This is a genomic window from Knoellia altitudinis, from assembly GCF_042666355.1.
Classification (GTDB): Bacteria; Actinomycetota; Actinomycetes; order Actinomycetales; family Dermatophilaceae; genus Knoellia; species Knoellia altitudinis.
The window spans coordinates 2297406-2309793 of the sequence record NZ_JBHTDK010000001.1 but is presented as its reverse complement, the minus strand read 5'-3'; the positions used below and the strand labels follow the sequence as shown (position 1 = coordinate 2309793).

At 69.6% G+C, this 12388-nt stretch carries 15 protein-coding genes and 1 pseudogene; 3 read left to right on the top strand and 13 right to left on the bottom strand.

Going from position 1 to position 12388, the window contains the following annotated elements; genetic code table 11:
* Positions 1 to 102 precede the first annotated feature (102 nt).
* Together ACFQW8_RS10960 and ACFQW8_RS10955 are read right to left on the bottom strand one after the other, a co-directional pair.
* A complete protein-coding gene (locus ACFQW8_RS10960) occupies positions 103 to 741 on the bottom strand; it encodes a hypothetical protein (RefSeq protein WP_380087278.1) in 639 nt (212 codons plus the stop codon).
* Between the two features lie 18 nt (positions 742 to 759).
* Positions 760 to 1188 (bottom strand): CBS domain-containing protein, encoded by a 429-nt coding sequence (locus ACFQW8_RS10955; protein ID WP_380087276.1) that lies wholly within the window; start codon positions 1186 to 1188, stop codon positions 760 to 762.
* Between the two features lie 187 nt (positions 1189 to 1375).
* Here ACFQW8_RS10955 and ACFQW8_RS10950 point away from each other — a divergent pair, with 187 nt between their 5' ends.
* The 3 genes from ACFQW8_RS10950 to ACFQW8_RS10940 all read left to right on the top strand — a co-directional run bounded on the left by ACFQW8_RS10950 (position 1376) and on the right by ACFQW8_RS10940 (position 4566).
* Entirely contained in the window at positions 1376 to 2482 is a 1107-nt protein-coding gene (locus ACFQW8_RS10950; protein WP_380087274.1) for an ABC transporter ATP-binding protein, read from the top strand.
* A gap of 106 nt (positions 2483 to 2588) precedes the next feature.
* On the top strand, positions 2589 to 3839 hold the full coding sequence (locus tag ACFQW8_RS10945) for a DUF4032 domain-containing protein (protein ID WP_380087272.1): 1251 nt from the start codon (positions 2589 to 2591) through the stop codon (positions 3837 to 3839).
* 37 nt (positions 3840 to 3876) lie between these two features.
* Entirely contained in the window at positions 3877 to 4566 is a 690-nt protein-coding gene (locus ACFQW8_RS10940) for an RDD family protein (RefSeq protein WP_380087270.1), read from the top strand.
* A gap of 71 nt (positions 4567 to 4637) precedes the next feature.
* Here the strand turns inward: ACFQW8_RS10940 and ACFQW8_RS10935 are convergent, their stop codons facing one another.
* The 11 genes and pseudogenes from ACFQW8_RS10935 to ispD all read right to left on the bottom strand — a co-directional run bounded on the left by ACFQW8_RS10935 (position 4638) and on the right by ispD (position 12388).
* Entirely contained in the window at positions 4638 to 4877 is a 240-nt protein-coding gene (locus ACFQW8_RS10935) for a hypothetical protein (RefSeq protein WP_380087267.1), read from the bottom strand.
* Between the two features lie 51 nt (positions 4878 to 4928).
* Positions 4929 to 5015: pseudogene (locus ACFQW8_RS10930) on the bottom strand (DUF2510 domain-containing protein); the annotation flags it as partial.
* A gap of 90 nt (positions 5016 to 5105) precedes the next feature.
* Entirely contained in the window at positions 5106 to 5561 is a 456-nt protein-coding gene (locus ACFQW8_RS10925) for a DUF2752 domain-containing protein (RefSeq protein ID WP_380087266.1), read from the bottom strand.
* Positions 5558 to 5977 (bottom strand): CD225/dispanin family protein, encoded by a 420-nt coding sequence (locus tag ACFQW8_RS10920; RefSeq protein ID WP_380087265.1) that lies wholly within the window; start codon positions 5975 to 5977, stop codon positions 5558 to 5560. The genes ACFQW8_RS10925 and ACFQW8_RS10920 overlap by 4 nt, the downstream gene beginning before the upstream one ends.
* Positions 5978 to 6123: 146 nt before the next feature.
* Complete coding sequence (gene rlmB, locus ACFQW8_RS10915) at positions 6124 to 7074, bottom strand: 23S rRNA (guanosine(2251)-2'-O)-methyltransferase RlmB (protein ID WP_380087264.1); 951 nt, start codon at positions 7072 to 7074, stop codon at positions 6124 to 6126.
* 2 nt (positions 7075 to 7076) lie between these two features.
* Positions 7077 to 8510: a cysteine--tRNA ligase gene (gene cysS / locus ACFQW8_RS10910; protein ID WP_380087263.1), complete on the bottom strand. Its 1434-nt coding sequence runs from the start codon at positions 8508 to 8510 to the stop codon at positions 7077 to 7079.
* 54 nt (positions 8511 to 8564) lie between these two features.
* On the bottom strand, positions 8565 to 9239 hold the full coding sequence (locus ACFQW8_RS10905; protein WP_380087261.1) for an MBL fold metallo-hydrolase: 675 nt from the start codon (positions 9237 to 9239) through the stop codon (positions 8565 to 8567).
* Positions 9239 to 10336, bottom strand: a complete 1098-nt coding sequence (locus ACFQW8_RS10900; RefSeq protein WP_380087260.1) for an S-(hydroxymethyl)mycothiol dehydrogenase — start codon at positions 10334 to 10336, stop codon at positions 9239 to 9241. Before ACFQW8_RS10900 ends, ACFQW8_RS10905 begins: the two co-directional genes overlap by 1 nt.
* Positions 10337 to 10473: 137 nt before the next feature.
* The gene (ispF, locus tag ACFQW8_RS10895; protein ID WP_380087259.1) at positions 10474 to 10965 is read right to left on the bottom strand and encodes a 2-C-methyl-D-erythritol 2,4-cyclodiphosphate synthase; all 492 of its coding nucleotides are present in this window, start codon (positions 10963 to 10965) and stop codon (positions 10474 to 10476) included.
* Positions 10965 to 11735: an SDR family oxidoreductase gene (locus tag ACFQW8_RS10890; protein WP_380087258.1), complete on the bottom strand. Its 771-nt coding sequence runs from the start codon at positions 11733 to 11735 to the stop codon at positions 10965 to 10967. Before ACFQW8_RS10890 ends, ispF begins: the two co-directional genes overlap by 1 nt.
* A complete protein-coding gene (ispD, locus tag ACFQW8_RS10885) occupies positions 11732 to 12388 on the bottom strand; it encodes a 2-C-methyl-D-erythritol 4-phosphate cytidylyltransferase (protein WP_380088658.1) in 657 nt (218 codons plus the stop codon). Before ispD ends, ACFQW8_RS10890 begins: the two co-directional genes overlap by 4 nt.

Below are 12388 nucleotides of genomic sequence, written 5' to 3'. Positions count from 1 at the left end.
GGGGGCGCGATCGAGATGTGACTGGTGGGACTGATGTGACTCAGTTGCTGCTCGGTGGAAGTCGCCCTCGGCTCTCGGCTGCCACGTCCAGCGACGTGCGCGTCAGGCGAAGGCGGTGGGATGCAGGACCGGCTCGAAGCCGTGCGTCATGGCGGCCACCGACGTCGGCGGACTGAGCACCTCCACGGGGCCATCGGCGACGGGCACCGGCTCGCCCCACCCGTCGAAACCGAACGGGCGCAGCGCAGTGCCTACCCACAGGCACGGCCGTCGTCGGGCATCGAGCACGACCGTCCCGACGGGCAGCCGGCTGAGCGTCGAGCCCCACAGCCTGCGGTCGCCAGCGCGGTCGAGCCCGCGGCCCGGGCGCAGCCTCTCGTCGGCCAGCCTTCGGTGAAGCTCAGTTGCGGTCAACGCCTTGTGGGCACCCACGGCCGCCGAGACAGCGTCGCGATACGCGGCATACGCCTCGCGTCGGCACTCACCACACGGCCGGTGACCCGCAGCCAGGGCGACCGCCTCGTCGAGGAAGAAGAGCGGCGTCCAACGACGGGGTCGCGCCGGCCCCACCCGCCGGCCCTTGAACTCCAGTGAGCAGGTGATCCACGCCAGGTTGGTCCCGTGGTGACGGACGACGTTCTCGTGGTCGTCGACGATGCACCCACGGTTGCCGGTGAACATCCCGCGAGCCGGGTGGGCCACCAGGTCTCCCCACGGGTCGACCCGGTTGCGACGTGGCACGGCGGCCGGGCTCGCGGACTACTGCTGGATGTAGGCGCTCAGCTGGTCGCGCTCGGCCTGGAGGTCGGTGATCCGGTGCTTGACGACGTCACCGATGCTCACGATGGCAGCCAGGCGGCCATCGATGACGACCGGGACGTGGCGGATGCGGTGCTCGGTCATCGTGTGTTCCAGGTCGACGAGCTCGTCCTCGGGGGTGCAGGTCTGCACCTCGCTCGTCATGATCGACGACACCTGCTGCGTCAGCACGTCCGCACCGACCTGCTGGAGATGCCGCACGACGTCACGCTCGCTGACGATCCCGTCGACGGCCCGGCCGTCGTCACTCACGACGACCGCGCCGATGCGATGTTCGGCGAGAAGGTCGAGGAGGTCGGCGACACTGGCGTCGGAGCGCACCGTGATGACGGTGTCTCCCTTGCGCTTCACGACATCGGAGATCCTCATGTGCCGACGGTAGTGGTCCACGCGTGCCCGCGCCAGAGCAACGCGATCCCCCGGTGGCGAGACGACGCGTGACAGGAGTGACGGCATACGGCATGCTTGCCCCACCGCTGACACCGACGTGAGCGGGTACGCCCTTTACAACGGATCGTCCGGCACGTTCCTGCCGGTGAAGGAAGGCAATGACGCCATGGCAACTGTCAAGTTCGACGAGTCCACCCGCATCTACCCCGGGAACGACACACCCTCGGTCGACCGACTGAACATCGACGTCCAGGACGGCGAGTTCCTCGTCCTCGTCGGCCCCTCGGGCAGCGGCAAGTCGACCGCACTCCGCATGCTGGCCGGCCTCGAAGAGGTCAACGGCGGCAAGATCTGGATCGGTGACCGCGACGTCACCAACCTGTCCCCCAAGGACCGCGACGTCGCCATGGTCTTCCAGAACTACGCGCTCTACCCGCACATGTCGGTCGCCGACAACATGGGCTTCGCGCTCAAGATCGCCGGTGTCGACAAGGGCGAGATCCGCAAGCGCGTCGAAGAGGCCGCCAAGATCCTCGACCTCGAGGCCTACCTCGAGCGCAAGCCGAAGGCCCTCTCCGGTGGCCAGCGTCAGCGCGTCGCCATGGGACGAGCCATCGTCCGCTCCCCTCAGGTCTTCCTCATGGACGAGCCGCTCTCCAACCTCGACGCCAAGCTCCGCGTCCAGACGCGCACCCAGATCGCCTCTCTCCAGCGGCGACTGGGCGTCACCACCGTCTACGTGACGCACGACCAGGTGGAGGCCATGACCATGGGTGACCGCATCGCGGTGCTCAAGGACGGCATCCTCCAGCAGGTCGCGACGCCGCGCGAGATGTATGACACCCCGGCCAACGTCTTCGTCGCCGGCTTCATCGGCTCCCCTGCGATGAACCTCATCAGCGTCCCCGTCACCGACGGTGGCGTGAAGTTCGGCTCGCACACCCTGCAGGTCCCCCGCGAGTCCCTCCAGGGCGTCGGCTCCAACGCGATCGTCGGGGTGCGCCCCGAGGACGTCGAGGTCACCACCGAGGGTCAGGGCCTCGAGATCACGATCGACGTCGTCGAGGAGCTCGGCGCCGACGCCTACGTCTACGGCACGCCGTCCGACGAGGGCATCCGCCTCGAGGGCGGCGAGGACGCGCTCCCCAAGCCGTTCATCGCCCGCGTCGACGGTCGCCGTGTGCCCCTCAAGGGCGACAAGATCTGGGTCCAGCCCAACGCGAGCCACATGCACATCTTCAACGCCGAGTCCGGAGCTCGTCTGAGCCACTGACGACGCATCACACCTGCCTTCGGGGGTGCCGAGAGCGCTGCGTATGCCGCGTGCTCGGCACCCCCGAAGCGTTTGCCTTTCCGTGTCCTCACGTCGGAGGTGGCCCATGGCCCTGCAGATCACGACCGCCCGACCTGACCCCGCCCTGCTCGACCTCCCCTGGTCGACGCCGCTGGAGGACTGGCCGGAGCACCACCTCGCCGCGCTCCCCCGCGGCATCTCCCGCCACGTGGTGCGCTTCGTCCGGCTCTCGGGCCGCGTGCTCGCCGTCAAGGAGATCAAGGAGGACATCGCCCGCCGCGAGTACGCCATGCTGCGCAACCTCCGGCGCCTCGACCAGCCGTCGGTGGAGCCCTTCGGGATCGTGAGCGGACGCGTCGACGCCGAGGGCAACCCGCTCGATGCCTGCCTGCTCACCCGCCACCTCAAGTTCTCGCTCCCCTATCGCGCGCTCTTCAGCCAGGGCCTGCGACCGGGCACCGAGACCCGCCTCATCGACGCCCTCGCCGTGCTGCTCGTGCGGCTGCACCTGATGGGCTTCTGGTGGGGTGACGTGTCGCTGTCCAACACCCTGTTCCGGCGGGATGCCGGCAGCTTCGCGGCCTACCTCGTCGACGCCGAGACGGGCGAGCTCTTCCCCAGGCTCAGCGACGGCCAACGGGCCCACGACCTCGACATCGCCCGGGTCAACATCGCCGGTGAGCTGATGGACCTCCAGGCCGGTGAGCTCCTCGACGAGGGCGTCGACCCGGTCGCGATCTCCAACCGCATCGTCACGCGCTACGAGGAGCTGTGGGTCGAGCTCACCGAGACCGAGGAGTTCGACACCGGTGAGCGCTGGCGCGTCGAGGAGCGCATCCGTCGGCTCAACGCCCTCGGGTTCGACGTCGACGAGCTTGCGATCACGACCGACATCGACGGCACATCCATCAGCATCCAGCCCAAGGTCGTGGACGCGGGCCACCATTCGCGCCGCCTGCTGCGGCTTACCGGTCTGGACGTCGGGGAGGGCCAGGCCCGGCGCCTGCTCAACGACCTCGACAGCTATCGAGCGGGCACCGAGCGCCAGAACGACGACGAGGAGATCGTCGCCCACGACTGGCTCACCCGGATCTACGAGCCCATCACCCGGCGGGTGCCGCGCGAGCTCTCCGGCAAGCTCGAGCCGGCCGAGCTCTTCCACGAGGTCCTCGAGCACCGCTGGTACATGGCCGAGCGCGAGCAGCACGACGTCGCGATCGAGCGCGCCATCGAGGACTACGTCGGGTCGATCCTGCCGACCAAGCCTGACGAGGTCTCCGTCGTCGGTGTCGACACGGTCGAGATGCCGGTCATCGTCGACGGGCGGCGCCCCTAGGATCGGGGCGTCCGCGCACGCACTTCAGGGGAGCCCCATGTCCGAACCTTTCGACCCGAACCAGCCGCCACCTCCGCCGCCACAGGCCGCGCAGCCGCAGACGCAGCCGCACCAGGGCGCGTCGGCACAGCAGGCGAACCCGTATGGCGGCGCAGCGGCGTCCCCCTACCAGTCGGCTCCCCAGGTGAACCCGTACGGCGGCGGGGGACAGGCGTTCCCGGGCTCCAAGGCCTACGTCGAGCAGCACTTCGGGCCTGTGGCCGGCTTCGGCACACGTGCCCTGGCCCTCATCATCGACAGTCTGCTCTCGCTGATCGGCCTCATCCCGATCATCATCGGTGCCGTTCTCCTCGTCATGGCAGCACCGGACACGGATGAGCTGGGCTACACGATCGACGGCACCGGCGACGGTGGCCTCGCGGCAACCGGAGGCATCCTGCTCTTCCTCGGCGTCGTGCTGATGATCGGGATCCAGATCTGGAACCGCATCTTCAAGATGGGTCGCACCGGGCAGAGCGTGGGCAAGAAGGTCATGGGGCTCAAGCTCATCCACGAGTCGACGGGCCAGCCGATCGGTGCCCTGCAGTCGTTCCTGCGCGAGCTGCTCGGCGGCCTCGTCAACCAGATCTTCTACCTCAGCTACCTCTGGATGCTGTGGGACGACAACAAGCAGACGCTCGCCGACAAGGTCGTCCACTCGACCGTCATCGAGGTCCCGAAGTCCTGACCTCGCGCGTCGACAGCGAACGCCGCCCGCAGATCATCGCGGGCGGCGTTCGTCGTTCGTTCGAGAGGGACTCAGCTGACGATGCCTCGCTGCAGGTTCCAGCGTTGCGCGCTCTGGTAGGCGTCGACCATCCCCCAGATCCAGATGGCTGGCGCCGTGAGGAAGCCGATCAGCACGAACATGAGAAGGAAGCTGAAGGCGTACCCGAGAAACATGGCGATGCCCTTGCCGGTGTGGCCGTTCATCAGCTGTCCGAGCCCCGGGATGAAGAACGACCCGAGGAGCGACAGTCCCGGGTTCTTCGGAGCCACCCGCGTCACCCCACCCGGATACTGACCAGCCGGAACCACTGCGGCCGACCCCGGCGCGTGGTGCTCGGTCCATTCCGTCCCTGACCAGTACCGCTGGCTACCGTCCCCCTGGGGGTACCACCCCGGCGCTGCACCCAGCCCTGTCTCCCCTCGTTGACGTCAGGGCTCACCCTAGGGTGGCGCTGACATGCTCGCGGGCGATCCACGAAGTTCGATGCGCATGACGACTCACGCGGGCGAGAGCCACGTCCAGCCCGGAAGGTTGCGGGCGAACCAGAAGGCCATGATCACCCAGAAAAGGCCGTAGAGGATCCACGCCGGCGCGGCGATCATGCGCTGCTCACCCCGCCACTGGCGTCGAGCCCAGCGTGCAAACCCGAGGATCATCACGACGAAGGCCGCAACGGTGAGGGGGTTGCGCTGCAGCGCTTCGACGAGGTTGCCCTCGCTGAGGGCATGGGTGGCGCGCAGGGTGCCGCATCCGGGGCAGAACGTGCCAGTGAGGGCGAGCCACGGGCAGGTCGGATAGTTGCCGGGCTGGTTGGGGTCGACGAGGTGCGCGACGAGGACGAATCCGGTGGCGCCGGCGGCAGTCACTGCCGGCCAGAGCAGGCGACGTCCCCGCCCGACCGAGCTGTCGGTGGGCGGGGACGTCGGGATCTGCGTCAGGGGCGTCGGGATCACATACCCGTCGTGGAGTCGCTGTTCATGACGCCGGCCGCGATGGCGATGCCGTAGAGGACCGCGACGACAAGGCCGACGACGACGCTGATGATCGTGAACTTCTTGGCCTTCGCCGCGGACTCCTGCGCACCACGCTGGTCGCCCGAGTTCCACTTGCCGTTGACCTGGGCCGCGAAGACGATGGCCGCGATGCCGACCGGAAGACAGCAGAAGATGGTGGACAGGATCGCGGGGATCAGGTAGTTCGACGGCGGGGGGCCGGCAGGCGCGCCACCGTATCCACCGGAGGGGGGCGGCGGGGCGCCGTACGAGCCACCGTCATAGCCACCACCGCTGGGCGGGGGCGGGGGCGTCGAGCCACCGCCGCTGCCACCACCGGGCGGCGGGGGCGGCGGGGTGTTTCCGTAGTCAGACATGTATGCGTCCCTCTCACTGTGCGTCATCAGGGTTGAGCCCCCTGGTCGGGAAACCGACTGCTGGCAATCGTGGCACAACTCGCGCGACGGGGCCGGTGGACGCACGGAGGAAAAATGAGTCGGAGCCCGGGCGTTCTGGCCCCTGATCAGCGACGACGGCGGCGCCGGGAGACTTCGTACAGGGCCACGCCCGTGGCGATCCCGGCGTTGAGCGACTCGACGGCCGACGACATGGGGACGGACACGATCTGGTCGCACGTCTCGCGCACGAGACGGGACAGGCCCTTGCCCTCCGACCCCACCACGATGACGATCGGCTCGTTGGCCAGCTCGAGGTCGGGCAGCTCGACGTCGCCGTCCATGTCGAGGCCGATGATGAAGAACCCCGCCTTGCGGTAGTCCTCCAGGGCCCGGGTCAGGTTGGTGCACTGAGCCACCGGGATGCGAGCCGCCGCGCCCGCCGAGGTCTTCCACGCCGACGCCGTCATCCCGACCGACCGGCGCGCAGGAACCACGACACCGTGACCGCCGAAGGCCGCGACGGAGCGGACGATCGCTCCGAGGTTGCGGGGGTCGGTGATCCCGTCGAGCGCGACGACGAGGGGGATGCCGGGCATCTCGGGGTCGACGAGGTCGCTCGGGTGGGCGTACTCGTACGGCGGCACCTGCAGCGCCAGTCCCTGGTGGACGGCGCCGTCGGTGATCCGGTCGAGCTCGCCGCGCGGCGTCTCGAGGATCGGCAGGCTCCGCTCGGTGGCGATCTTGAGCGCCTCACGCACCCGGTCGTCGCTGTCGATGCGCCCCGCGACATACATCGTGGTGACCGGCACGTCGTTGCGCAGGGCCTCGAGCACGGAGTTGCGCCCGGCCACGACCTCGCTCGAGGCCTTGGCCTTGCGGCCACCGGTCGGGCGCCCGCCAGAGCGGCGCTCGCCGGCCTTGGCCACCTTGTGGGCCTTGTGATAGGTCCGGTCCTCCGCGCGAGGGGTCGCTCCCTTGGGCTCGAGCCCCCTGCGTCGCTGACCGCCTGACCCCACTGTGGGCGTCTTCTTGCCACCCTTGCGGATGGCCCCTCGTCGCTGGCTGTTGCCTGCCACGGCTACTCTCCTCGTCCACGGGTCAACGACCAGCGGGCGCCGGTCGGTGTGTCCTCGATCGTGATGCCGGCGGCGACGAGCTGGTCGCGGATGGCATCGGATGTCGCATAGTCACGGGCCGAGCGGGCCGCGGTGCGGGCCGCCAGGCGCTCGCTCACGAGCGCCTCGAGGGCGGACTGCGCGTCGCTCGACGAGCTGTCCGCACCGGACCACGCCGGGTCCAGCGGGTTCACCCCGAGGATGTCGGTCATCGCGATGACGAGCCCGGCGAGGTCGCGTGCCGTGTCGTTCTCGCCGTCGTCGAGGGCGGTGTTGCCCCGGGTCACGGTGTCGTGCACCGCGGCCAGGGCGCCGGACACGGCCAGATCGTCATCCATGGCCTCGACGAACTCCGGGGGCAGCACCTCGTCCCCGGTCGGCGCGACGGCGCCGTCCGGACCGAGGGCGCGACGGAGGAACCCCTCGATGCGCTCGACCGCGGCCTCTGCCTCGGCGAGGGAGCCCTCGTGGAACTCGATCATCGACCGGTAGTGGGCGGCAGTGAGGTAGTAGCGGACCGCGAGCGGGCGAGCCTTCTTGGTCACCTCGTGGATGAGCAGGCTGTTGCCGAGCGACTTGCTCATCTTCTCGCCACTGATCGTCACCCAGGCGTTGTGCATCCACATCGACGTGAACGGCAGCCCGGCGGCGCGCGACTGGGCCTGCTCGTTCTCGTGGTGCGGGAAGCGCAGGTCGACACCGCCACCGTGGATGTCGAAGGCGTCCCCGAGGTACTTGCGGGCCATCGCGGAGCACTCGAGGTGCCAACCGGGACGACCGCGCCCCCACGGCGTGGGCCAGCTCGCGGACGTGGGCTCGTCCTCCTTGCGACCCTTCCAGAGGGCGAAGTCCCGAGGGTCACGCTTGCCCCGCGGGTCGGCGTCCTCCGCGGCCGCCATGTCGTCGATCTTCTGGTTCGTCACCTCTCCGTATGCCGGCCACGACCGGACGTCGAAGTAGACGTCACCCGAGCCGTCTTCCGCGGCATACGCATGGCCCCGGTCGATGAGCAGCTCGATGAGCTCGACCATCTCCGTGATGTGACCCATGGCGCGCGGCTCGTAGCTCGGGGGAAGGACCCCGAGCAGGCTCAGTGCCTCGGAGGTCGCGATCTCGTTGCGGTAGGACAGCGTGAACCAGTCCTCGCCGGACTCGGCCGACTTGCGCAGGATCTTGTCGTCGAGGTCCGTGACGTTGCGGACCAGAGCCACGTCGAGGCCGTGGCCGCGGACGAGCCAGCGCCTGAGCACGTCGAAGGCGACGGCGAAGCGGACGTGGCCGATGTGCGGAGGAGCCTGCGTGGTGAGCCCACAGATGTAGATCCCGACCCGACCAGGTTGCAGCGGGACGAAGTCACGCAGTGCGCGCGACTGGGAGTCGAAAAGTCTGAGAGTCACCCGCACAAGGGTACCGGCGCAGAGCACCCGCCCCTGACGCTCAGCCAGGGGCGGTCAGTGGCCGCGGGCGATCCACTCCTCGAGCTGGGGCGCCTCGGCCCCGATGGTCGTCGACTCCCCGTGACCGGTGAGCACGACAGTGCCTGCCGGGAGGGTGAGGAGCCGGGTCCTGATCGAGTGGATGATCTGGTCGAAGTTGCTGAACGACCTTCCCGTGGCGCCCGGTCCGCCCTGGAAGAGGGTGTCGCCGGTGAAGACCACGTGCATCGCTGAGGCGTGGAACGAGCAGCTCCCGGGTGAGTGGCCCGGGGTGTGCAGGACGCGGAGCGTGACGTCCCCGACGTGGAACTCCTGCCCGTCGGTGAGGATCGCGTCCGGTGCACCGTCCTGGGTCAACGCCCAGACCACCCGGCCCAGCGGGTGCAGGTGCACCGGAGCCCGCGTCGCCTCCTTGAGGTCCAGGGCCACGTTGACGTGGTCGCTGTGACCATGGGTGAGGAGGATGGCGCGCACCGTGCGACCGCCCACGACCTCCAGGATGGCGTCGGCGTCATGCGCCGCGTCGATGATGATGCACTCACGCTCGTCACCGATGACCCAGACGTTGTTGTCGACCTCCCAGCTGCCCCCGTCGAGCTCGAACGTTCCCGACGTGACGGCGCGGTCGACGCGCACTCCTCCGTGGGACGGCGCGATGGTGGGCAGGCTCGGCTCGGCGCGCTGTGACATCAGAGCACCACCACCGATCGCAGCACGTCGCCGCGTTCCATCTTGTCGAACGCCGACTCGACCTCGTCGAGCTTGATGCGCTCGGAGACGAAGCCGTCGAGGTCGAAGCGTCCCTGGCGATAGAGGTCGACGAGCATCGGGAAGTCGCGGCTGGGCAGGCAGTCGCCGTACCAGCTGCTCTTGAGCGCACCGCCCCGGCCGAAGATCTCGATCATCGGCAGCGTCACCTGCTGGTCGGGCGTCGGGACCCCGACGAGGACGACCGTTCCGGCGAGGTCACGGGCATAGAAGGCCTGCTCGTAGGTCTCGGGTCGGCCGACGGCCTCGATGACGACGTCCGCGCCGAAGCCACCAGTGAGCTCGCGGATGCGCTCGACCACGTCCTCGTCCTTGCCGTTGACCGTGTGCGTCGCGCCGAAGACCTTGGCGCCCTCGAGCTTGCGGTCGTCGACGTCGACGGCGATGACCGTGGTTGCTCCGGCCACGTGTGCGCCCGCGATGGCGGCGTTGCCCACACCCCCGCAGCCGATGACGGCGACCGAGTCCCCACGGCCGACACCACCGGTGTTGACCGCGGCACCGAAGCCGGCCATGACCCCGCATCCCAGCAGCCCCACGGCGGCTGCGTCGGCGCCTGCGTCCACCTTGGTGCACTGGCCGGCGGCGACGAGCGTCTTCTCGATGAAGGCCCCGATCCCGAGCGCCGGACTGAGCTCGGTCCCGGCCATGTCCCCGGATGCCAGGGTCATCTTCTGCGTGGCGTTGTGAGAGGCGAAGCAGTACCAGGGCTTGCCCTTGTGGCAGGCGCGGCACTGGCCACAGACGGCCCGCCAGTTGAGGATGACGAAGTCACCCGGCGCGACCTCGGTGACACCGTCGCCGACGGCCTCGACGACCCCCGCCGCCTCGTGTCCGAGGAGGAACGGGAACTCGTCGTTGATGCCACCCTCGCGATAGTGCAGGTCGGTGTGGCACACACCGCACGACTGCACCGCCACGACGGCCTCTCCCGGTCCCGGGTCGGGGACGACGATGTCGACGAGCTCGACGTCAGCGCCCTTGCTCCTGGCGATGACGCCCTTGACGGTCTGCGGCATGTGCCCTCCATTGGTCTTTCCCAGACTGTATGCCGTGACACACGTTCCGCAACCGGAGCGCCCACCGGCATCTGGCCGCAACCTCGGCTCCCACGGACGCGGCGTGGCCGCGGTGACTGAGCGGACGTCGGCGCAGGTCAGGCCGTCGGGACGACGAGAGCAGTGGCGATGGCCGCGACGCCCTCACCACGACCGGTGAGGCCGAGTCCATCGGTCGTCGTGCCCGCCACCGAGACCGGCGCACCACACGCGTCCGACAGCGCCTGCTCGGCCTCTGCCCTGCGCGACCCGACCTTGGGGCGGTTGCCGATGACCTGCACCGCGACGTTGCCGATCTCGAAGCCGGCCTCACGCACCAGGCGGGCGGCCTCCGCGAGCAACGTGGTGCCCGAGGCGCCGGCGAGCTCGGGCCGACCCGTGCCGAAGTGCTGGCCGAGGTCACCGATGCCCGCTGCCGAGAAGAGAGCATCGCAGGCGGCGTGGGCTGCGACGTCGGCGTCCGAGTGACCCTCGAGACCGCGCTCGCCGGGCCAGTGCAGGCCGGCCACCCACAGCTCACGGTCGGATCCCACGGCCGCCAAGGCATGGACGTCCACGCCGACTCCGGCGCGGGGCAGGGCCGCTCCCATCAGGAGCCGTCCTGCCAGTCGATCGGGCCCCGGTGCAGCTGGTGCGGGGCGGCCTGGGCGACCGGCTTGACGACGAGCGTGTCGATGTTGACGTGCTGGGGCAGCCCGACCGCGAAGGAGACACACGCCGCGACGTCGTCGGCGACGAGCGGATGGTCCACCCCCTCGTAGACCCTGTCGGCTGCGGCTCGGTCACCGTGCAGCCGCGTCAGTGAGAACTCCTCGGTCTGCACCATGCCCGGACGGATCTCGACGACCCGCACGTGCGAGCCGTTGAGCTCGAGGCGCAACGTCTCGGAGACGACCGACTGACCGTGCTTGGCGGCGGCGTAGCCACCACCGCCGACATAGACGCGCTCACCTGCGATCGAGCTGATGTTGACGATGGTCGCGCGGGCAGAGGCCCGGAGCAGGGGTAGCGCCGCCTGGGTCATGCGCACCGTGCCGAGGACGTTGGTGGCAAACATCGCCTCCCACTCGCCGAGGTCACCGTCCTCGACCGGGCTGAGACCGATCGCCCCACCGGCGTTGTTGACGAGGACGTCGAGTCTCTCGAGCGAGGAGATCACGGAGGCGACGCTCTGAGCATCGGTCACGTCGAGCTGCACTGCTGTGACTGACCCGGCCAGCTCCGCAGCGACGGCGTCGAGCCGGTCCTGCCGACGACCACCGATGACCACGGCATACCCGTCGGCGACGAGGCGGCGGGTCACGGCGGCACCGATGCCGGTGCCACCTCCGGTGACGAGGGCGACGGGGGTCTGGCTCACGAGCCGAGGATACGGCCGGCGCGTTCGAGGTCGGCCGCAGTGGTCACCTTGAACGCAAGGTCGTCGCCGTCGACCACCGTGACGGTGGAGCCCAGCCGCTCGACCAGTGCCGCGTCGTCGGTGGCCTGCACCTCCGAGGCATGGGCGGCGGCGAGCAGGGTGCGGCGGAAGGCCTGCGGCGTCTGGATGGCTCGCAGGCTGGATCGATCCGGAGTCGCTATCACGCGCCCCACGGCGTCGACCTGCTTGATCGTGTCGGTGACCGACAGGCCGGGCACGACGGCGTCGTGCCCGGCGCGCACCGCGCTGACGAGGCGGTCGAAGAGCGACGCGGGGGCGAGGCACCGGGCGGCGTCGTGCACGAGGACGATGTCGATGTCCCGGCGCAGCGCTCGCAGCCCGGCGGCGACGGAGTGGGTGCGCTCGGCCCCACCCGCGACGACCGTGACGTCCGCATGGCGCGGGTGCGCGGACACAAGCGCGCCCGCCTCCCGAAGATGGGAGGCGGGCGCGACGACGACGATCTGTGAGGTGTCGGCAGCCTCGAACGCGCGCGAGACGGCGTGCTCGATCAGCGTGGTGCCCGCGATGCGGACGAACGCCTTGGGCTGCCCTGCCCCGAGCCTCGTGCCCTGTCCAGCGGCAACGAGGAT